Raw genomic sequence first — 20,880 nt, 5'->3', positions numbered from 1 at the left:
CGCCGGCCATGGGTCCGCGTCCGAAAACCGCCAGTGCGGTACCGGTGGGTGCCGCACACTGGACGGTGTGATGGACGAACGGACCAGGTACGAGGCGGTGAGCAGCCGCGACGCCCGTTTCGACGGGGAGTTCTTCTTCGCCGTCGAAACGACCGGGATCTACTGCCGGCCGAGCTGCCCCGCCGTCACGCCCAAGCGGAAGAACGTCCGCTTCTACCCGACCGCGGCCGCCGCGCAGGGCCACGGCTTCCGGGCCTGCCGACGCTGCCGCCCGGACGCCGTGCCCGGCTCGGCCGACTGGAACGTCCGGGCCGACGTGGTGGGCCGTGCCATGCGGATGATCGGCGACGGTGTGGTCGACCGGGAGGGCGTGCCCGGTCTGGCCCAGCGGCTCGGCTACAGCTCACGCCAGGTGCAGCGGCAGCTCAACGCCGAGCTGGGCGCGGGCCCGGTCGCGCTCGCCCGCGCCCAGCGGGCCCACACCGCGCGCGTGCTGCTCCAGACGACCGGGCTGCCCGTGACGGAGATCGCCTTCGCGGCGGGCTTCGCCAGCGTGCGTCAGTTCAACGACACGATCCGGCAGATCTACGCCCGTACGCCGAGCGCGCTGCGGGCCGAGGCCGGGACGGGGCTGGGCGCGACGGTCCGGGAGGCGCGGGCCGCCGGGATCCCGCTGCGGCTCGCCCACCGGGGGCCGTACGCGGCCCGCGAGGTCTTCGATCTCCTGGCGGGTGAGACGGTCGCCCGGATCGAGGAGGTGAGCGGCGCGGTGGGTGCCCGCACCTACCGGCGCACCCTGCGGCTTCCGTACGGCACGGGCATCGTCGCCGTCGACGAGCGGTCCGCCGGGTCCTGGCTGGACGCCCGGATCCACCTCACGGACCTGCGGGATCTCACGACAGCCGTCCAGCGGCTGCGGCGCCTCTTCGACCTGGACGCCGATCCGTACGCCGTCGACGAGCGGCTTCGCGCCGACCCGCTCCTCGCGCCGGGCGTCGCCGCCCGCCCCGGACTGCGTTCGCCGGGTGCCGCGGACCCGGAGGAGTTCGCCGTGCGGACGCTGGTGGGCCGGGACGCGGCGGAACGGCTGGTGGAGGCGTACGGGAAGGTTCTGGACGTGCCCTGCGGCGGATTGACGCATGTGTTCCCCGAGCCGGGGGCGCTGGCCGGCGCGGCGGACGGCCCGGAGCTGCGGGCGCTGGCGGCCGCGCTCGCCGACGGCGAGGTACGGCTCGATGCCGGGGCCGACCGCGACGAGGCCGTGCGGGCGCTGCTGCGGCTGCCGGGTATCGGCCCGGCAGCCGCGGCGGTCATCAGGATGCGTGCGCTCGGTGACCCGGACGTGGATCCGGAAGGGCGGCCCGGTGTGGACGGGTGGCGGCCCTGGCGTTCGTACGGGGTGCGCCACCTGGAGCTGTTGTGACGGGGGTCAGTCCGGCAGGCCCCAGCGCGGCGCGGGTTCGTTCGGCGTCACCGGGCGGACGGTCAGGTCCGGGCGGTCGCCCCTCGCCGTGATCAGCGCCGAGTCGCCCTTGCGCAGGCGGACGCGGACCGTACCGTCGGCCGCCTCCTCGTGGTCCAGCGGCCGTCCGTGCCGGTCCCGGATCTCCACCGGGCCGTCGATGCCATGGCGTACGACGCAGGGCGCGCCGGCCTCGCTGGTCAGCCGCACCCAGCGGGTCCGTCCCTCCTCGCGCACCGCGCTGAGCAGGAACGCGCCCTGGGTCCGGAAGTCGTGCACGGTCAGGTCCCGCCAGGCGGCGGGCAGGGCCGGGAAGACCCTGATCGTGCCGCCCCAGGACTGGCAGACCATGTCGTGCAGGGACTGGGCCGCCGAGAGCGGGGTCTCGATGACCGGGCCCGACTCCTTGTACATGGTGTTCGCCTGGATGAAGCGGCTCATCAGCTGCCCGAGGTACTCCAGCGCGTCCTCGCCCTTGCCGAGCAGCGCGGACATCGACGCGGCGCCGGTGAAGGTGTAGCCCTGCAGGGCGCCTTCGAAGCCGACCCAGTGGGCGAGGGACCTCTCGATCAGGGCGCGTTCGTCGGCCGTCGCGCCCGTCAGCTCGTACAGCGGGTACACCGCGAGCAGGTGCGAGTAGTGACGGTGCGACTGCGCGAACGGCACCCCGGCGCCGATCATGAACCCGTTGGCGTCGACCGGGTACGGCGCGAGCCGGGCGAGGACCTCCTGCCAGCGGGCGGTCAGCGGGTCGTGGACGCCGAGCAGGCGGGCCGAGTCCAGCAGGGTGCGGCAGCCCCAACGCAGCAGCATCAGGTCGTAGTTGCAGTCGGGGGCGTTGACGCCGTACTCGGGGGAGAACGTCGCCGGGAGGTGCAGTCGGCCGTCCGGGCCGGGCGTCAGGAAGTGCAGGTAGTAGTTGACCGCCTTGCGCAGCAGCGGGAACAGCGTGTCGCGCAGGATCGACTCGTCCATGGTGTGCCGGTAGGAGAGCCACACGTTGTGCAGCGCCCAGGTCAGATTGCCGACCTCGGGGGTGGGCGGATCCTGGCCGGGGATGCCGACCCCGTAGCCGCCGTCGGCCACCGAGGCGCCGTTGACCAGCTGGGGATCGGTAGTGCGGGGGATGCCCGCCGAATCGGCCCGGTAGGGGGCGGCGACCTCGCGCGAGAGCTGGTCCCGGAATTCGCTCAGGGCGCGGGTGACGGCGTCCAGTTCGAGGTGGTTGGAGCCGTGGATCAGCCAGTACTCCAGCTGGACGTTGAGGTTCCACCAGGTGTTGGGCCAGGGGGTGGGCTCCAGCCAGGGGCCGGAGGTGGCCATCACCGGGGCGTCCTTGCGGGCCGCCGACGCGGTCTTGTAGAGCTGGATCCAGTAGAAGCGCTGGAGCCGGGCATCGGGCAGGGACAGGAAACTCTTCCGGTAGAACCGGTCCCACCAGGCGCGATGGGGTGCGGCGAGCGGACCGTACGGGAGCGCGGAGGCGGTCCTCACGGTGCGCAGCGCACGGTCCCGGGCCGTCGCCGCGGGGTGGGAGTGCGCGACCGTGACGTACAGGGTGCGGCTGCTGCCCCTGGTGCGTTCGCGCCAGGCGGTGACGTGCTGACCGCCCGCGAGCAGCGGCTGGACGGCGGCGGTGGTGTCGCCGTGCTGTTCGGTCACCGCGGGAGGGTTGCCGGTGTAGCCGTCCGGCAGGGGCTTGAAGGCGGCTCTCGGGCTGATCGCCTCGGCCGGGTGGAAGACCCAGCGGAAGCCGCGTTCGCCCGCGCTGGGGGTGACCTCCACGGTGAGCAGATCGCTGGTGGAGTGGACGAAGGCGCGGAGCTCCAGGGTGCCCGCGGTGGTGGTGACGGTGCCTTCGAGCTGGGCGGTGCGCAGCCGCATCCACCACTCGACGCCCGTGATGGCGCCGACCGGTTCCAGGGTGAAGTGGCCGATGGGGAGGCGGGCGAGCCCGAAGAGCGAGCCGAACTCGGGGCGGTGGTCCTGGACCTCGGAGTGCTGGACGTTGAAACGGACGGCCCGGGTGGTGGCGCCGGGCTCCGCGTAGATGCCGGAGCCGAGGCGGCCGTTGCCCAGGTACGGGCCCTCGTACCAGGTCCTGGGCAGCTTCTGCCAGAGCAGGTCGGCGTCGTCGAGGACGGTGCGCCAGCTGTCGGCGGGGGAGTGCACGGTGGTGGCCGCCGGGGCGGCGGGCCGCCGCGTGGCCGGGGTGGCCGCCCGCGCCGGGACGGCCGTACCGGCGGCCACGAGAGCGCCGCCGAGCGCGGTGCCGGTGGCGAGAACCGTTCTCCGGGACGGTGACGGCAGGGAAGGGGACGGTGACGAGGCTTCGGTCCGGGGCGTGCGGGAGGGGTCCGGTGCTGTGGGCAAGGCTTCTCCTGGCGACTCGTACGCAGGCGCTTCAATTCATCCGAGCTATTCCTGGAGGGAACGTAGGCGCGGGGCATTGCTGCGTCAATGGAACGGGAGAGATCCGATGTATTTCTCTGTATCTGGACGGAGTCCCGTCAGATGTACGGAACGGCGGGGTGCGTTCCGCCCCGGATCGTCAGCCCCAGATCACCGCGCCCAGCCAGGCCCCCGCCACCAGGAGGCACGCGTAGAGCTCGACGAGCACCGAGTAGCCGGTCGCCCGCATCACCGAGCGCACCGAGGCCCAGCCCGCCCCGCGGCTGCCGAGCCGCAGCCGCTCCGCCCCGTAGACGGCCCCCACGTATCCCACCGCCCCGCCGACCACCGGCACCACGAAGAAGCCCACGATCGCGCCGATCCCGCCGAGCATCAGCGTCCTGCGCGGCGCCCCCGTCTCGCGCGGGCGGCGCGGCGGCAGCAGCGGCTTCAGCGCCTGGTTCAGCAGCAGCAGTGCCGTCGCGCCCATGAGCACGCCCCAGGCGACCGGCGTCATGTCGGTCAGCGCCCACCACAGCACGGCGGCCCAGACGATCGCCTGCCCCGGCGCCCCCGGCACCAGCACGCCCAGCAGGCCGAGGAGCATGACGAGGCCGACGGCGACGAGTTGCCACACACTCATCTCACCAGCCTGCCGGAGTCCGGCCGGTCCCGCCCGTCAGCGCTTCCGGGACGGAGGCCGTCGGCCCAGCTCAGGGCCGTACCGGCACGGCCCGGGGCGCCGGCGGATCGCCTCAGGCCCGCGGTGTGCGGGACACCCAGCCCCGTTCGTACGCGTGCCAGCCCAGCTGCAGCCGGGTCGAGACGCCGGTCAGCTCCATCAGGCCCTTCACCCGGCGCTGCACGGTCCGCAACCCCAGATCCAGCTGCTTCGCCACGCTCGCGTCCGTCAGCCCGGCCAGCAGCAGCGAAAGGATCTCCAGATCCGTCGGATCGGGCCCGTTGCCCTCCTCGTGCAGCCGGCCGACCTCGCCCAGCCTGAGCGGCATGGCCTCGCGCCACACCGCCTCGAAGAGCCCCATCAGCGACTCCAGCAGCCCGGAGGCGTGGACCACCAGGGCGGAGGGCTCGGCGCCGCGACCGGTCAGCGGCACCATCGCCAGGGCGCCGTCCGCGACGACCAGCTTGGTCGGCACCCGGTCGATGACCCGGCACTGCTCGTCCCGGCTCAGGGCCGCCGACAGCTCCATGATCCCGGACGGCAGCGAGAGCAGCTCCCTCTCGACCACCACCCGGTACGACACCCCCCGCGTCGCCGCCCGCTCCTCGGCCTCGTTCTCCATCCCGCTGACCGCGATCGGCTTGCCGGTGACCAGGGCACACACCTCGCTCGTCGCGCCGAGCTGCAACTGGTGGAAGCGGTGCGACACCGCGCTCGCCCCCGTGACCACCTCGACCAGATCGTGCACGGCGGGTTCGGCGGCCTCCGCCCGGTACTCCTCGGCGAGCAGCGCCGCCGCCAGCTCCGCCTGCTCCAGCTCATGGCGCTGCTGGGTCAGCAGCGCCCCGAGCGCCACGCCCGGCGGCGCCGCCACCCAGCGTCCGGTGCGGGCCGACGCCTGCGCCGCCAGGCCATGCTGCTCCAGCCTGCGAAGGGCCCGCTCGGTGTCCGGCTCGGGAAGACCCAGGCGGTGCGCGAGATCGGAGACCTCCGCGGCCCCCACCGTCACGAGCGCGCGGTACGCCGACTCCTGTATCTCGTCGAGACCTATGGCTCCCAGCATCCCTGGACCCCTCCCGGACGCATTGCTTCCGTACCTTGTCACTGTCGTCGGGCGCCCGGTCGTGGCGGAAAGCGGCCACGGCGTAAACCCGCCGTGTACATCATCCCTTTATCCCCTGTCGCTCTGCCAATGTGGCGCCACCGCAGTACCAACAACCTCCGGAAGGCTGCGGTTTGCGCAGGTTGGTTCCGGATTCACTTGGGGAGAGCGATGCGTCCGATATCGCGCACGGCGCTGGGAGCGGCCACCGCCGCCGTCCTGGCCGTCACCGCGATCGCACCGTCAGCGGCAGCGCCGCAGGACGACGCGACAGGGAAGAGACCACTGACCGGCAGCGTCGCCGCCGACGCGAAGCAGGTCAAACCGGTCACCGTGACGCTGGTCACCGGTGACAAGGTCCTGGTGAGCAAGGACGGTTCGGGGGCCTCCTCGGTCACCGCGCTGCCCCGCGAGGACGGGACCGTACCCCTCGTACAGACCAGGCAGTCCGGCAAGGACCTGTACGTCTACCCCGACACCGCCGTCGACGCGCTGGCCGCGGGCACGGTCGACGAGGAACTCTTCAACGTCACCGGCCTCATCCGCCAGGGCTACGACGACGCGCACACCACGTCGCTGCCGCTGATCGCGGTCTACGGCAAGGACCGGGCCCGCACCGCGTTCGCCACCCCGCGTGGCGCGAAGCGCGGAGTCGCGCTCGACGCCATCGACGGCGTCGCGCTGAAGGCCGACAAGGCGAAGGCCGCCGACTTCTGGTCGGACGTCAGCCGGGGCGCCCGTTCCTTCTCGGCCTCCGGAGTCAAGAAGCTCTGGCTCGACCGCAAGGTTCAGGCCACTCTCGACAAGTCGACCAAGCAGATCGGCGCCGACCTCGCCTGGGCCGCCGGCTACGACGGCAAGGGCACCAAGGTCGCCGTGCTCGACACCGGCGTCGACGCCGAACACCCCGACCTCAAGGGCCGGGTCGCCGCCTCGGAGAACTTCACCGACTCCGACACCACCGACGACCGGCAGGGCCACGGCACCCACACCATCTCCACCGTCGGCGGCTCCGGCGCGGCCAGCGGCGGGAAGAAGAAGGGCGTCGCCCCCGGCGCCGACCTGCTCGCGGGCAAGGTCCTCAACGACAGCGGCTCCGGCGCCGAGTCCTGGATCATCGCCGGCATGCAGTGGGCCGTCGACCAGAAGGCCGACGTCGTCTCCATGAGCCTCGGCAGCCCGGAACCGACCGACTGCACCGACCCGATGAGCGTCGCCGCCGAGGAACTGGCCCAGAACAAGGGCACCTTGTTCGTGATCGCGGCCGGCAACGCGGGCCCGACGTTCAACACCGTCTCCTCGCCGGGCTGCGCCCCGAGCGTGCTGACCGTCGGCGCCGTCGACCGCGACGACACCACGGCCCAGTTCTCCAGCCGCGGGCCCGTGATCGGATCGCACACCCTCAAGCCCGAGATCACCGCCCCCGGCGTCGGCATCTCGGCCGCGGCCGCCGGTGGCCGCGGCATCTACGCGTACCAGACGATGTCCGGAACGTCGATGGCCACCCCGCATGTCGCGGGCGCCGCCGCCATCGTGAAGCAGCGGCACCCGGACTGGACCGCCCAGCAGATCAAGGCGGCGCTCGTCTCGTCCGCGAAGAGCGACATCCCCGGCGACGTACGCGAGACCGGCGGCGGCCGCCTCGACGTCAAGGCCGCCATCGACACCACCCTCGTCGGCGCCCCCGCCGTCCAGGGCGGCACCTACAACTGGCCGCAGGACAAGAGCGACCGCACCACGGTCGACATCCCGTACACCAACTCCGGCACCAAGCCGGTGAAGCTGTCGCTGAAGGTCCAGGGCGTCACCGGCAACGACGGCTCGGCCGTCCGCTCCGCCGTCGCCAAGCTCGACGCGGGCACCGTCACCGTCCCGGCCGGGGCCACCGTCAAGGTTCCGCTGAAGATCGACCCGACGGCGAAGCTGAAGGCCGCCCAGTACGGCGATGTCACCGGACGGGTGCTGGCCACCGGCCCCGGCGGTGCCAAGGTGTCCACCCCGTTCTCGCTGTACGTCGGGGCCGAGACCGTCACGCTGAGGGTCAAGGTCGTCGACCGCGCCGGCAAGCCCGCCGCGGGCTTCTCCTCGCTCGATGTGATCGGCACCGACACCTCCAGCGGCGAGCGCCGCTTCAACGAGGGTGCCACCGACCAGGTCTACCAGGTGCGCCCCGGGGCCTACTTCGTGTCCGGCTTCGTCACCACACCCGACCCGAAGGACGCCACCGGCAACCTGGACGAGTCCGTCGCCTACCTCGCGCGGCCCCAGGTGAACATCACGAAGGACACGACCCTGGTCCTGGACGCCCGAAAGGCGCACCGGATCCAGGTGCAGACCACGGACCGCGCCTCCGAGAACCGCTCCACGACGCTCGCGTTCGGCCGCAGCTGGGACGATGCCTGGCTGCACTCGGGCTCCATCACCGGCGGCTCCGCGATCAAGAACTACCTGGCCGATGTACAGGGCAGGGCGAGCGACGGCGACTTCGAGTTCGCCAGCTTCTGGCGCGCGTACGCCCCGCAGATCGAGAAGCTGTCGGTCGTCGGCGGCGCCGAACTGCACCCGAAGACGGCGAGCACGGGCTCCGTCAACCTCGACGGCACGGGCGAGGCCGCACTCGTCGACGCCGGTACGGGTACCCCCGAGGAGCTGAAGGCCGCGGGCGTCGCCGGAAAGATCGCCCTGGTCGAGGTCGGTGACGACGACAACAGCGTCTACGCCCAGGCGCGCGACGCCAAGGCCGCCGGTGCCAAGGCCGTCATCGCCCACCGTCCCGCCGCGGGCCCCTGGCAGCCGTCCATCGGCTACGCCCCGTCGGTGCTGCCCGCACTCGGCATCGAGGCGGGCGAGGCCGACGCGCTGAAGGCCGCCCTGGCCGACGGCCCGGTCAAGCTGCGCTGGAAGGCCACCGCGGTCAGCCCGTTCGTCTACAACCTCGCCTTCCCCGAGACCGGCCCGGTCACCTCGGACCGCACCTACAAGGTCCGCGACAGCAAGCTCGGCAAGGTCACCGCCAACTACGAGGCGATGGGTCTCGCGGCGGACTACGTCGACACGATGATCATCAACCGGCCGTACGGCGGTTCCTTCTCCGCCGTCACCGACTCCGTAGCCGTCCCCGGCAAGCGCACCGAGTACTACTCGGCGGGCGACACCGAGTGGGTGCGGTACCTCTCCTCCAGCTTCCCCTGGGGCGAGATGATGGTCGACCAGCCGCGCACCTACGAGGCGGGCTCGACGCGCACGGAGAACTGGTACCGGGGCATCCCCGCCCCCGCCGCCCCGCGCGACGCCGCCGGCAAGGTCCAGCTCGCCGCCGAGCGCCAGGACAACCTGATCGGTGTCGCCCCGGGCTTCTGGAGCGACAGTGAGCACGCCGGTCTCCAGGGCTCCTTCGGTGACATGGGCAACATGCGCCTGAGCAGCGGCGGCAAGGTGATCGGCGAGACCGGCTGGCCGTCCGGGGTGTTCACCGTCCCGGCGGAGGACGCCGCGTACGAACTCACCCTGCAGACCACCAGGTTCGGGCAGCCCACCGCCGTGTGGAAGCGGTCCACCAGCACCGAGACCACCTGGAAGTTCCGCTCGAAGCGCGACGAGAACGTCTACTCCCAGGGCATTCCGCTGCTCTTCCCGGGCTACGACCTGGCGGCCGACGGGCTCAAGACCCTTGCGGCGAAGGACGGTCAGAAGATCGGCCTGAGCGTCACCGGTCACGCCGGGTACACCCCCGGCAAGCTGACCGCGGCCAAGGTCTCGTACTCCTACGACAACGGGGAGACCTGGATCGACGCCACCACCGCACAGCAGGGCGGCCGGTGGACCGCGACCGTGAACCACGCGGGCGCGGCCGGCAAGCCGGTCACCCTGAGGACCGAACTGACGGACGCCAACGGCAACTCCGTCATCCAGACCGTGAACGACGCGTACGCCGTGCGCTGATCACGACCTGACCGGTCCGCCGGGCGTCCTTCCCGTGGGGGGTGGGGCCGCCCGGCGGACCCATGTTCGCGGTCACTTTTTCCGGATGACCCGTTTTCGTACCGCATCCGCGGTCGACAATAAGGTCATGAGTCAGCAGGGGGAGATGCCCGCCGCCCACGAGGACGACTGGTGGAGCAGGCTGTACGACGAGAACGCCCGGGACACCGGGACGAGCGACGCGGCCGACAGCCTCGATGACCGCTTCGACTCGGCGTCGGGCGCGGTGAGTGCGGGGGGCGGCTTTCCGGGGGCGGCGGCCGTGGCTTCGAGTCCGGAGGGCAGGGCTCCGGAGGCGGAGACTTCGCCTTCGCGGAGGGGCGGCGAATCCCCGGGGGTGGAGACTTCGCCTTCGCGGGCGGAGGCCGTGGCTTCGAGCACGGACGGCGGGGCTCCGGGGGCGGTGGCCGTGCCCCGGCCGGTGGGGGAGCGCGCTCCCTGGGAGCCGCCCCTCGCTACCGCACGGGCCTCGGGGGCCGTCCCGGTCGGCCCCTCGCGGCCGCGTACCTTCGCCGGACCGCCGGTTCCCGCCGATCCCCCGCCCGACCCCGCCCGGCCTCCGGCCCCGGAGCCGCCGAACGGGCCGCCGCACGAGGAGACGGTGTCCGCACCGTCATTACCGCCGGTGTCGTCGCTGCCGCCGTTGCCCAGACGGCCCGTCGCCGAGAGACCCGTCGCCCCGTCGGCGCCCGTCACACCGGACACCACGGCCACCCCGCCCGCCGCGCCCGGACCGGAGGCCGGGCACGGACCCACGCCCCCACCCCGCCCGGTGATCACCCATGTGGGTGACCGGCCGCCCACCTACGACGCCGAGCCCACCGCGTTGCCCGCCGCCGTCCCCCAGGAGCTGGACGGTCTCGTCCCCGACACCGTGCTCGACGGCGCCCGCTACGGCACGTACACCCTGCGCGCCGCCTCCGTGCGCGGGGACTCCGCACGGTTCCGCGGCGAGCTCCGCCGCGACGCGCTGCTCACCGCGCGCTTCGGCACCGACGAGCACGCACTGGTCCTGGTCGCCGTCGCCACCGGGGCCCGCGCCACCGCATCGGCACATCTGGCGGCGGCCGATGCCTGCCGCTGGATCGGCGAAGCGGTCGGCCGCAGCCACGCCCGGCTCTCCGAGGACATACGGGCGGGCCGCCGCGGTGAGCTCAAGTCCGGGCTGAACCGTCTCACCGACCGCACCTACGGCAAGCTGCGCGCCCGCGCCGCCGAGCTGGGGACGGAGCCGCGGCGGTACACGGCGGGCCTGCGCTGCCTGCTGCTGCCGGGGGACCCCGACTGCCGTACGAGGATCTTCTTCGGCATCGGCCCCGGGGGACTTTTCCGGCTGCGCGACGGCAGCTGGCAGGACCTCGAACCGGAGGTTCCGGCGGCGGGCGGCACCAGCGCGGACAACGGATCAGGGACCGGTTCAGGGCCCTCCCGTCCAGGACCTGGTTCAGGAACCGGCTCGGGATCCGCTTCAGGATGGCCCGACGGCGGTCCCGGTGGTGAGGGCCTCACCGCGGATCCGGCCGTCACCACCTCCTGGCCCTCGTATGTCGAGGACCCGCCCGGCCCGCCCGGCCCGCCCGAGGTGCCCGGCCTGCCCGCAGAACCGTTCCGGTTCCGGGGCTCGGTTGCCCGGCCGGGCGACACGCTGCTGCTGTGCGGCCCCGGACTGGCCGGACCGCTGCGCGGCGAGCCCGCCCTGGCCCGGGAGCTCGCCGCGCGCTGGGCCCCCGGGCAGGCGCCCGGCCTCGTGGCCTTCCTCGCGGACACCCAGCTCCGGGTGAAGGGGTACTCCGACGACCGTACAAGTGCGGGAGTCTGGGAGGCGTAACCGCGCGCGCCATGGGTTGATGGATGCGGAGTCCGGAAGCCGAAGCGCGGAAAGGGTACGCACCCATGGCCAAGCAGAACGTGTCGGAGCAGTTCGTCGACATCCTCGTCCGGGCGGGCGTCAGGCGTATGTACGGTGTCGTCGGCGACAGCCTCAACCCGGTCGTCGACGCCATCCGACGCAATCGCGCCATCGACTGGATCCAGGTCCGGCACGAGGAGACCGCGGCGTTCGCCGCCGGAGCGGAGGCCCAGATCACGGGCTCGCTGGCGGCCTGCGCCGGATCGTGCGGCCCCGGCAACCTGCACCTCATCAACGGCCTCTACGACGCGCACCGCTCCATGGCCCCCGTGCTCGCCCTCGCCTCGCACATCCCGTCGAGCGAGATCGGTCTCGGCTACTTCCAGGAGACCCACCCGGAGCTGCTCTTCCAGGAGTGCAGCCACTACAACGAGATGATCTCCAACCCGCAGCAGATGCCGCGACTGCTCCAGACGGCCATCCAGCACGCGATCGGCCGCGGCGGGGTCAGCGTCGTCACGATGCCGGGCGACATCGCGTCGCAGCCCGCCCCGGAGAAGTCCATCGAGCACGCGCTGGTCACCTCGCGACCGACGGTCCGGCCCGGTGACGCGGAGATCGACGAGCTCTGCCGGATGGTCGACGAGGCGAAACGCGTGACCCTGTTCTGCGGCAGCGGCACGGCGGGTGCCCACGCCGAGGTGATGGAGTTCGCCGAACGGGTGAAGGCCCCGGTCGGGCACGCGCTGCGCGGCAAGGAGTGGATCCAGTACGACAACCCGTACGACGTCGGGATGAGCGGGCTGCTCGGCTACGGCGCCGCCTACGAGGCGACCAATGAGTGTGATCTGCTCATCCTGCTGGGCACCGACTTCCCGTACAACGCCTTCCTGCCGACCGATGTGAAGATCGTCCAGGTCGATGTGCGCCCCGAGCACCTGGGCCGTCGCTCCAAGCTGGACCTGGCGGTCTGGGGCGATGTCCGCGAGACCCTGCGCTGTCTGACCCCGAGGGTGAAGGCCAAGACCGACCGCAAGTTCCTCGACCGGATGCTGAAGAAGCACGCCGACGCGCTGGAGGGCGTGGTCAAGGCGTACACCCGCAAGGTCGAGAAGCACATCCCGATCCATCCGGAGTACGTCGCCTCGGTGCTGGACGAACTGGCCGACGAAGACGCCGTGTTCACCGTCGACACCGGTATGTGCAATGTGTGGGCCGCGCGCTATCTTTCGCCCAACGGCAAGCGGCGGGTCATCGGATCGTTCAGCCATGGCTCGATGGCCAACGCGCTTCCGCAGGCCATCGGCGCCCAGTTCACCGACCGGAACCGGCAAGTGGTCTCGATGTCCGGCGACGGCGGGTTCACCATGCTGATGGGCGACTTCCTGACGCTGGTGCAGTACGACCTGCCGGTGAAGGTCGTACTGTTCAACAACTCCTCGCTCGGCATGGTCGAACTGGAAATGCTGGTCGCGGGCCTGCCATCGTTCGGTACCTCCAACAAGAACCCCGACTTCGCCGCGGTCGCCCGCGCCTGCGGGGCGTACGGCGTGCGGGTGGAGAAGCCCAAGCAGCTCGAAGGCGCCCTCAAGGACGCCTTCAAGCACAAGGGCCCGGCGCTCGTCGATGTCGTCACCGACCCCAACGCCCTCTCCATCCCGCCGAAGATCAGCGCCGACATGGTGACCGGCTTCGCGCTCTCCGCGAGCAAGATCGTGCTGGACGGGGGAGTGGGCCGGATGGTCCAGATGGCCCGCTCCAACCTGCGGAACGTGCCCCGTCCCTGAACCGTCCCGTCCTGGAACGGTCCGCCCTTGAAAGGTGCCCCGGGCCGGACGTAGGCGGGTCGGTGCACGGTGACATGTGACACCGGGCCACGCGTCGGGCTGCGATGCCGGTTCGTCACGCCGGTTCGTCACGCCGGTTCGTCACGCCGGCCCGTCACGCCGGCCCGTCACGCCGGGGTCAGCCGCAGCGTCAGGATCTGGAACGGCCGCAGCGACAGTACGAGACCGTGCTCGTCGGTGTCCGCCTCGTGCAGGGGCCGTTCCAGCAGGTCGGTGACCCGGGCCCGTACGACGGGGAACCCGACCCGCAGCTTGGTGCGGGCGCGGCCGCCCGCAGACTCGTACAGCCGCATGACCACATCGCCGCTCCGGTCGTCGGCGAGTTTCACCGACTCCACCGTGACCGCCGGATGTCCCGTGTCGACCAGTGAGGGCAGCACCGGTGCCACGGCCGCCCGCAACGGCAGGTTGAGGGCGAGCCCCTCCCGTACCGAGTCCGTGATGCCGCCGCCCGGCGCCAGCGCGTACGCGAACCGGTGCCGGCCGAGGTCGGTCTCCGGGTCGGGGCTGTGCGGGGCGCGCAGCAGCGTCAGCCGTACGGTCGTGCCGAGACCCGAGCCGTGCGGGGTCCGGGTGACGTCGTGCCCGTACGTCGAGTCGTTGAGCAATGTCACGCCGTACCCCGGCTCCGCGACCCGGAGCCAGCGATGGGCGCAGATCTCGAAACGGGCCGCGTCCCAGCTGGTGTTGTCGTGCGTGGGGCGGTGCAGATGGCCGAACTGGATCTCCGACGTGGACCGTTCGGCGTGCACGTCGAGCGGGAACGCCGCCTTGAGGACCTTCTCCGACTCCCGCCAGTCGACCTCGGTCTCGATGTCGACGCGCCGGCTGCCCGCGGTCAGCCGGATGTCCTGTGTGACATGTGAGTGCCCGAAGGACCGCAGCACACGGACCGAGGCCCGCAACGGGCCCGCCTCCACCAGCTCGACGGAGTCGGCGTCGGTGAGATCGGTGCGGGTGCGGCGGTAGTGCCGGTCGATGTCCCAGGCGTCCCAGTGATTGGGGTGATCCGGGTGCAGCTGGAGGAGGTTGGCCTGGTGGCCGGGGACGAGGACGTCCCGCCCCGCACCGAGGTCGCACACGGAGGCGATCAGCCCGTCGCCGTCCACCACCACCCGCAGCAGTCCGTTGTCGAGGACGATGCCCTCGCCCGCCGAACCGGTCGCGGTGACCGGGTGCTCCGGTACCGCCGAGCCGTTCAGCGGACCCGCGCCGAGTCCGGGGGCGTCGGCCAGCACCGCCGTACGGCCGCCGCCCAGGTGCTGCGTCTGAGTGCCGGAGGGCAGCACCGCGCTCGCCTCCGCGTCGAGCTCGACCACCTGACGGCGTTGGTACGGCGACGAGTTGAGCACCACCAGGCCCTCGGCCCCGTCGAGCGCGGCCACCGCCTCCGCCAACAGGTCCGCCAGCTCCGCCCGCACCCGTTCGTACGTCTCATGGGCCTCACGGTGCACCCAGGCGATCGAGGAGCCGGGCAGGATGTCGTGGAACTGATGCAGCAGCACCGTCTTCCACAGCCGGTCCAGCGCCTCGTACGGATAGCGGTAGCGGGCGCGGTGGGCGCCGTGGGCGGGGTCGCGCAGCGCCGCCGCCGTGGCCCACAACTCGGCCTCCCGGAGCAGGTGTTCGCTGCGCCGGTTGCCCCGCTTGGTCCTGGCCTGGGTGGTGTACGTGGCCCGGTGCAGCTCCAGATACAGTTCGCCCGACCAGACCGGAGCCTGTGGGCCGTACTCCTCCTCGGCCGCCGCGAAGAACGCCGCCGGCCGCTCGATGCCCACCCTCGGTGAACCTTCCAGGTCCCTGAGCCTGCGCGCCTTCTCCAGCATCTCGCGGGTGGGCCCGCCCCCGCCGTCACCCCAGCCGAACGGGACGAGCGAGCGGGTCGCCAACCCCTTCTCGGCGAAGTTCCGTTCGGCATGGGCGAGTTCGCTTCCGTGGAGCTGGGAGTTATAGGTGTCCACCGGCGGGAAATGGGTGAAGATCCTGGTCCCGTCGATGCCCTCCCACCAGAAGGTGTGATGTGGCATTTTATTGCTCTGGTTCCAGGAAAGCTTCTGGGTCAGGAACCACTTCACCCCCGCCAGCCGGGCCAACTGCGGGAAGGCGCCCGTGTAACCGAAGGAGTCCGGCAGCCAGATCTCCTCGGTCTCCACGCCCAGCTCCTGCTCGAAGAACCGCTTGCCGTGCACGAGCTGCCGGGCCAGCGCCTCGCCACCGGGCATATTGGCGTCGGACTCCACCCACATCGACCCCACGGGCGCCCACTGCCCGTTCGCCACGGCCCGCTCGATCCTTCGCCATACGTGCGGTTGATGCTCCTTCACCCAGGCGTACTGCTGGGCCTGCGACGCTGCGAAGACCAGCTCCGGATAGTCCTCGGCCAGCGCGGTGACATTGGCGAAGGTGCGCGAGGCCTTGCGTACCGTCTCGCGCAGCGGCCACAGCCACGCCGAGTCGATGTGCGCATGGCCGGCGGCCGAGATCCGGTGTGCGCTCGCCGCGGCCGGACGGGACAGCACCCCGGCCAGCTCGGTCCGGCCGGCCCGCGCGGTGCCCGCCACATCGTGCAGATCCAGTACGTCGAGCATGCGTTCCAGCGACCGCAGGATCTCGTGCCGTCGGGAGCGCTCGACGGGAAGCTCCCGCATCAGCTCGGAGAGCACCTCGATGTCCAGGACCAGATGCCAGACCTCCTCGTCCAGCACCGCAAGGTCCGCGGCGGCGAACCGGTACAACGGCCGGTCGCCCGCGGTCGTCAGGTCCCCGAGCGGTGTCGGCGTGAAGCCGTGCTCCAGCACGGCCGGGTTGGCCGCCGCCTCCAGCAGCAGTGACACCGGCTCACCTCCGGCCGCCGCGGCGGCCAGCGTCAGATGGCGATTGCGCGGATGGATGCCCTTGAGGGGGACGCCCGTGGCGTCGTACAGCATGCCCTCGGCCTGGAAGCCCGGCCCCTGGCCGGAGAACCCGGGATCGACGACCACCTCGACCCGCCGCCCCGCCCATTCCGCGGGCACGGCCCCCACCAGCCGGAACCAGCTGGTGGACCAGGGTTTCCCCCACTCGGTGCCGGTGCGGAACGGCTCGAACGGCTCCCGGAGGACCTGATCCACCGGAACGGGTTCGCCGGGGAGGTGGCGCACGGAGAGGGCGAGCGGGGTCCGTGCCGGGTACTGGGCGGGGCGGAGGAACTGGTGAAGGGCGCGCTCCAGGCGGTCCTCCACCAGGGTGCGGTCGTCGTGCATCACGGCTCCTCGGGGTCGGCGCCTGCGGGTTTCCGTGTTCCACTTCCCCGGCGGCCGACCCAGCACCCCTGCGAGCCGTGCGACGGGGTGACGATTGATCAACTGGCCCTGTGCGCACCCTTGGCGACCCTTGAGCAATGTGACATATTACTGGCGTGCTCACGAGACACCCCTTGGATGTCGTCATCGTCGGGGCCGGAGTGGTAGGTGCCGCCTGTGCCCACTACACCTCCCGGTCCGGACTCTCCGTCGCCGTCGTCGACCGCGGGCCGGTTGCCGGCGGCACCACCGGATCCGGCGAGGGAAACCTCCTGGTCTCCGACAAAGTGCCGGGACCGGAGCTGGAACTGGCCCTGCTCTCCGCCACGTTGTGGCAGCAACTGTCCGAGGAACTGCCCCCGGACATCGAGTACGAGCTCAAGGGCGGTGTGGTCGTCGCGGCGTCCCAGGACTCCCTGGCCGCCCTCTCCATGACGGCCACCGGTCAGCGGAGGGCGGGCGTCGAGGCGTACCACGTCACACCCGACCGGCTCCGCGACATGGAGCCCCATCTCGCACCGCACCTGGCCGGGGGCTGTCACTACCCGCAGGACGCCCAGGTCCAACCGGCCGTGGCAGCCTCCGAGTTGCTGCGTTCGGCCGGTCGTCGCGGTGCGCTCCTGTGCCCGGGGGAGGAGGTGGTCGGGATACTCACGGACTCACGGGGGGCCGTACGGGGGGTCCGCACGACACGGGGCGAACTGCGGGCCCCCGTCGTGGTCAATGCGGCGGGCACCTGGGGCGGCGACCTGGCCGCACTGGCCGGGGTGCACCTGCCGGTCCTGCCGCGCAGGGGGTTCGTGCTCGTCACCGAGCCACTGCCCCGGCTGATCCGGCACAAGGTCTACGCGGCGGAGTACGTCGCCGATGTGTCGAGCGGGTCCGCCGCCCTGCAGACCTCGCCCGTGGTGGAGGGGACGCCCTCGGGTCCGGTGCTCATCGGGGCGAGCCGCGAACGGGTCGGCTTCGACCGGACGCTGTCCGTTCCGGTGGTCGCCCGGCTGGCGGCCCAGGCGGCGGCACTCTTCCCCGTGCTCGGCGATGTGCGGGTCATGCGCGCCTACCACGGGTTCCGTCCCTACCTGCCCGATCATCTGCCGGCCATCGGACCGGACCCCCGCGTACCGGGGCTCTTCCACGCCTGCGGGCACGAGGGCGCCGGGATCGGGCTGGCGCCCGCGACCGGGCAACTGATCGCCGACGCGATCCGGGGGAAGCGGCCCGCACTGGATCTCGCACCGTTCGCACCCGAGCGGTTCGATGCCGAATGAGGCGCCGAATGCCATGTCACATGACGGTGGAGGGCGGAGCACCCGTGCCCCAGGAGAGGCCCCAGTGAAGAACGCAGGAAAGGCCCCAGTGAGGACGCAGGAGAAGCCCCAGGAGAGGCCCCAGTGAGACGTACCCGTGCGCGAACCCCGGCCGAGCTCGTCGGATCCGAGCCCGGACCGGAGTTCCAGCTGAGCTTCGACGGCCGTCCGGTCCCCGTACTGCCCGGCCAGACCATCGCCGCCGCACTCTGGTCGGCGGGCATCCTGTCCTGGCGCACCACCCGGGTCCACGGCCGGCCGCGGGGCGCCTTCTGCGGCATCGGCGCCTGCTACGACTGCCTGGCCACCGTCAACGGCCGCCCCAACCAGCGCGCGTGCCTGCTGCCCGCGAGACCGGGCGACACCATCACCACCCAGGAGGGCGACGGGCATGCCGCACTCGACGGATGAGCCCGGGGCGCGGGAGACCGGCCGCGCCGAGGTCGGCCAGGTCGATCAGGTCGCCGAGGTCGCCGAGGTCCCGGAGTTCGCCGAGGTCGCCGTGGTGGGCGCGGGGCCGGCGGGTCTGGCCGCGGCCGTCACCGCCGCCGACCACGGGCTCGACGTCGTTCTGCTGGACGCGGCCGACGCACCCGGCGGGCAGTACTACCGCAGCCCGGCCGACGGACTCGGCGCGACCCGGCCCGGCCGGCTCCACCACCACTGGCACACCTTCACCGAACTCTCCGCCCGCCTCGCCGCGCACCGCGACAGCGGCGCGATCCGCCATCTCGCAGGTCACCAGGTGTGGACGGTCGAACGAACCGGTGACGGGGACTGGATCCTGCACGCCGTGACCGGCGGCGACCAGGAGACCCGTACCGCCGTACGGGCCCGCCGTATGGTCCTGGCGACGGGTGCTCATGAGCGTCAACTGCCCTTCCCGGGCTGGACACTTCCCGGGGTGGTGAGCGCGGCGGGGGCCCAGGCCATGCTCAAGTCCGGGCTGGTGCTGCCGGGCCGCCGGATCGTGGTCGCGGGGAGCGGGCCGCTCCTCCAGGCCGTCGCCGTCTCGCTGACGCGTGCGGGGGCCCGCGTTCCGGCGCTGGTCGAAGCCGCCGGTTACGGGGCGTACGCCCGCGCTCCCCGGGTGCTGGCCGGCAACCCAGGCAAGGCGGTGGAAGGCGCCCGGTTCGGGGCGGCGCTGGCCCGCGCCCGGGTCCGGGTGCTGACTCATCGGGCGGTCACCGAGGTGCACGGCGACGAACGGGTGGAGGCGGTGACCGTCAGCCGGGTGGACCACCGGTGGCGCCCCGTCGCGGGAACCGGCCGCCGGATCGCCTGCGACGCGCTCGCCGTGGGACACGGACTCGTGCCGCAGCTGGAACTCGCCCTGGCCGCCGGGTGCGTTACGCGTCCGGGCCTCGACGGCACGCACGCGGTCGTCCTCGACGCGCGACTCGGCACCACCGTCCCCGGCGTCTGGGCGGCCGGTGAGTCCGGCGGCGTCGGCGGTGTCGAACTGGCCCTGTGCGAAGGCGAGCTGGCCGCACTGTCGATCATCCGTGAGGTGCGGGGCGGGGTGCGCGGGCAGGAGGCGCGCCGAGCGATCGCGCTGGGGCGCTCCCGGAACCGGCTGCGGGCCTTCGCCGCACTGATGGGGACCGTGCACCGGCCGGGGGCCGGGTGGAGCGAGTGGCTGACCGGCGATACGGAGGTCTGCCGTTGCGAAGAGGTCACCGCGGGCCGGATCCGCACGGCCTGCGAGGAACTGGGCGCGGGTGACACCAGGACCGTCAAACTGCTCACCCGGGCCGGAATGGGATGGTGCCAGGGCCGGACGTGCGGATTCGCCGTACGTGAACTTGCCACCGCGCACGGCACGGGGCAGGAGCCGGGCGGACCCGACCGGCGCCCGCTGGCCTGCCCCGTGAAGCTCTCCACACTCGCCGACCTGGACGGCCCCGGCTAGAACCGGTGGCCGGTCCCGTCCTCGCATCCCGTCGGGCCGCCGCGACGGACCCCAGCGCCCCGGAACACCGCGTCCGCCCACCACTGACCCATGTTTCCACCACACCGTGACATGTCACACCTCTCTAAGGAGCCACGATGCAGACGAACACCCTCCCGCGCACCCGCCCCTGGCACGGGGTCATGGTCGCCACGCCCGTCACCCTGCGTGAGGACCGCACCATCGACTACGACGCCTACGCCACCCATGTGCGCCAGCTCATCGAGGCGGGCTGCGACGGCGTGGTGCCCAACGGCTCGCTGGGCGAGTACCAGACCCTGACCGACGACGAGCGCGACCAGGTGGTGCGGGTCGCCGTCGAGGCCGCGGGCGACGGCAGCCGCGTGATGCCGGGCGTCTCCGCCTACGGCAGCGCGGAATCACGGCGCTGGGCGGAACGGGCCGCCGAGGCCGGTGCCGGCTCCGTACTGCTCCTGCCGCCCAACGGGTACCGCTGCGAGGAGGCGGCGGTGCGTGCCCACTACGCCGAGGTGGCCGAGGTCGGGGTGCCGGTCGTCGCGTACAACAACCCGTTCGACACCAAGGTGGATCTGGCACCGGAACTGCTCGCTCGCCTTCACCAGGAGGGCAGCATCGTGGCGGTCAAGGAGTTCAGCGGCGACGTCCGCAGAGCCTACGAGATCGCCGAACAGGCGCCCGGCCTCGACCTGCTGATCGGCGCCGACGACGTACTGCTGGAACTGGCACTCGCCGGTGCCGTCGGATGGATCGCGGGGTGCCCGAACATGCTGCCGTCCTGCTGCGTCGAGCTGTACCGGGCCGCTGTCACCGGTGACATGGCAACCGCCCTGCCGCTCTACCGGGAGCTGCACCCGCTGCTGCGATGGGACTCCAAGCCGGAGTTCGTCCAGGCCATCAAGGCGTCCATGGACGTCGTCGGACGCCACGGCGGCCCCACTCGTCCGCCGCGGTTCCCCCTTCCCGCCGACGACGTGGCCGCCATCCGCGCCGCGACGGAGAAGGCACTCGCGGGGGGCCTGAGCTGAGGGCCCTGCCCGGTCTC

General features: G+C 72.2%; 12 protein-coding genes. 8 read left to right on the top strand and 4 right to left on the bottom strand.

The window, feature by feature from the left end; translation table 11 throughout:
• The first annotated feature begins 70 nt into the window (after window positions 1–70).
• A complete protein-coding gene (locus tag GA0115234_RS15840; protein ID WP_093542084.1) occupies window positions 71–1,423 on the top strand; it encodes a DNA-3-methyladenine glycosylase 2 family protein in 1,353 nt (450 codons plus the stop codon).
• Between the two features lie 6 nt (window positions 1,424–1,429).
• Here the strand turns inward: GA0115234_RS15840 and GA0115234_RS15835 are convergent, their stop codons facing one another.
• The 3 genes from GA0115234_RS15835 to GA0115234_RS15825 form a co-directional block, all read right to left on the bottom strand.
• Window positions 1,430–3,772, bottom strand: coding sequence for a glycosyl hydrolase family 95 catalytic domain-containing protein (locus tag GA0115234_RS15835; protein WP_093542406.1), 2,343 nt, complete (start codon window positions 3,770–3,772; stop codon window positions 1,430–1,432).
• A gap of 241 nt (window positions 3,773–4,013) precedes the next feature.
• On the bottom strand, window positions 4,014–4,496 hold the full coding sequence (locus GA0115234_RS15830) for a DUF456 domain-containing protein (protein WP_093542083.1): 483 nt from the start codon (window positions 4,494–4,496) through the stop codon (window positions 4,014–4,016).
• Between the two features lie 112 nt (window positions 4,497–4,608).
• Window positions 4,609–5,598 carry a helix-turn-helix transcriptional regulator gene (locus tag GA0115234_RS15825; RefSeq protein WP_093542081.1) on the bottom strand — a complete coding sequence of 330 codons (990 nt, stop codon included), beginning with the start codon at window positions 5,596–5,598 and terminating at the stop codon, window positions 4,609–4,611.
• Window positions 5,599–5,808: 210 nt separating this feature from the next.
• On the opposite strand from GA0115234_RS15825, the gene GA0115234_RS15820 reads away from it, so the two are divergent.
• From GA0115234_RS15820 to GA0115234_RS15810, 3 genes are all read left to right on the top strand, one after another.
• Window positions 5,809–9,579 (top strand): S8 family peptidase, encoded by a 3,771-nt coding sequence (locus GA0115234_RS15820; RefSeq protein WP_093542080.1) that lies wholly within the window; start codon window positions 5,809–5,811, stop codon window positions 9,577–9,579.
• 127 nt (window positions 9,580–9,706) lie between these two features.
• Window positions 9,707–11,446 (top strand): protein phosphatase 2C domain-containing protein, encoded by a 1,740-nt coding sequence (locus GA0115234_RS15815; RefSeq protein ID WP_093542078.1) that lies wholly within the window; start codon window positions 9,707–9,709, stop codon window positions 11,444–11,446.
• A gap of 65 nt (window positions 11,447–11,511) precedes the next feature.
• A complete protein-coding gene (locus GA0115234_RS15810; protein WP_093542076.1) occupies window positions 11,512–13,254 on the top strand; it encodes a pyruvate dehydrogenase in 1,743 nt (580 codons plus the stop codon).
• Window positions 13,255–13,421: 167 nt separating this feature from the next.
• Here GA0115234_RS15810 and GA0115234_RS15805 read toward each other — a convergent pair whose 3' ends face one another.
• Window positions 13,422–16,556, bottom strand: coding sequence for an alpha-mannosidase (locus tag GA0115234_RS15805; RefSeq protein WP_093542075.1), 3,135 nt, complete (start codon window positions 16,554–16,556; stop codon window positions 13,422–13,424).
• Between the two features lie 155 nt (window positions 16,557–16,711).
• Here GA0115234_RS15805 and GA0115234_RS15800 point away from each other — a divergent pair, with 155 nt between their 5' ends.
• The 4 genes from GA0115234_RS15800 (at window position 16,712) to GA0115234_RS15785 (ending at window position 20,863) form a co-directional block, all read left to right on the top strand.
• Entirely contained in the window at window positions 16,712–17,866 is a 1,155-nt protein-coding gene (locus tag GA0115234_RS15800; protein ID WP_093542073.1) for an NAD(P)/FAD-dependent oxidoreductase, read from the top strand.
• A 123-nt stretch (window positions 17,867–17,989) separates the two neighbouring features.
• Complete coding sequence (locus tag GA0115234_RS15795) at window positions 17,990–18,316, top strand: (2Fe-2S)-binding protein (protein ID WP_093542071.1); 327 nt, start codon at window positions 17,990–17,992, stop codon at window positions 18,314–18,316.
• Entirely contained in the window at window positions 18,297–19,817 is a 1,521-nt protein-coding gene (locus tag GA0115234_RS15790; RefSeq protein WP_093542069.1) for an FAD/NAD(P)-dependent oxidoreductase, read from the top strand. Before GA0115234_RS15795 ends, GA0115234_RS15790 begins: the two co-directional genes overlap by 20 nt.
• Window positions 19,818–19,954: 137 nt before the next feature.
• Complete coding sequence (locus GA0115234_RS15785; RefSeq protein ID WP_093542067.1) at window positions 19,955–20,863, top strand: dihydrodipicolinate synthase family protein; 909 nt, start codon at window positions 19,955–19,957, stop codon at window positions 20,861–20,863.
• The last annotated feature ends 17 nt before the right edge of the window (window positions 20,864–20,880 follow it).

The sequence above is a fragment of the Streptomyces sp. DvalAA-43 genome (assembly GCF_900091725.1).
Taxonomy (GTDB): domain Bacteria; phylum Actinomycetota; class Actinomycetes; order Streptomycetales; family Streptomycetaceae; genus Streptomyces; species Streptomyces pulveraceus.
The sequence above is the reverse complement of the archived record's forward strand: the minus strand, read 5'-3'. Positions and strand labels throughout refer to the sequence as shown.

What these genes read in the sequence shown, in the direction of transcription:
- GA0115234_RS15840 (WP_093542084.1), top strand. Translation starts at nt 71, where the DNA reads ATGGACGAACGGACCAGGTACGAGGCGGTGAGCAGCCGCGACGCCCGT.
- GA0115234_RS15830 (WP_093542083.1), bottom strand. Translation starts at nt 4,496, where the DNA reads ATGAGTGTGTGGCAACTCGTCGCCGTCGGCCTCGTCATGCTCCTCGGC.
- GA0115234_RS15825 (WP_093542081.1), bottom strand. Translation starts at nt 5,598, where the DNA reads ATGCTGGGAGCCATAGGTCTCGACGAGATACAGGAGTCGGCGTACCGC.
- GA0115234_RS15820 (WP_093542080.1), top strand. Translation starts at nt 5,809, where the DNA reads ATGCGTCCGATATCGCGCACGGCGCTGGGAGCGGCCACCGCCGCCGTC.
- GA0115234_RS15815 (WP_093542078.1), top strand. Translation starts at nt 9,707, where the DNA reads ATGAGTCAGCAGGGGGAGATGCCCGCCGCCCACGAGGACGACTGGTGG.
- GA0115234_RS15810 (WP_093542076.1), top strand. Translation starts at nt 11,512, where the DNA reads ATGGCCAAGCAGAACGTGTCGGAGCAGTTCGTCGACATCCTCGTCCGG.
- GA0115234_RS15805 (WP_093542075.1), bottom strand. Translation starts at nt 16,556, where the DNA reads ATGCACGACGACCGCACCCTGGTGGAGGACCGCCTGGAGCGCGCCCTT.
- GA0115234_RS15790 (WP_093542069.1), top strand. Translation starts at nt 18,297, where the DNA reads ATGCCGCACTCGACGGATGAGCCCGGGGCGCGGGAGACCGGCCGCGCC.
- GA0115234_RS15785 (WP_093542067.1), top strand. Translation starts at nt 19,955, where the DNA reads ATGCAGACGAACACCCTCCCGCGCACCCGCCCCTGGCACGGGGTCATG.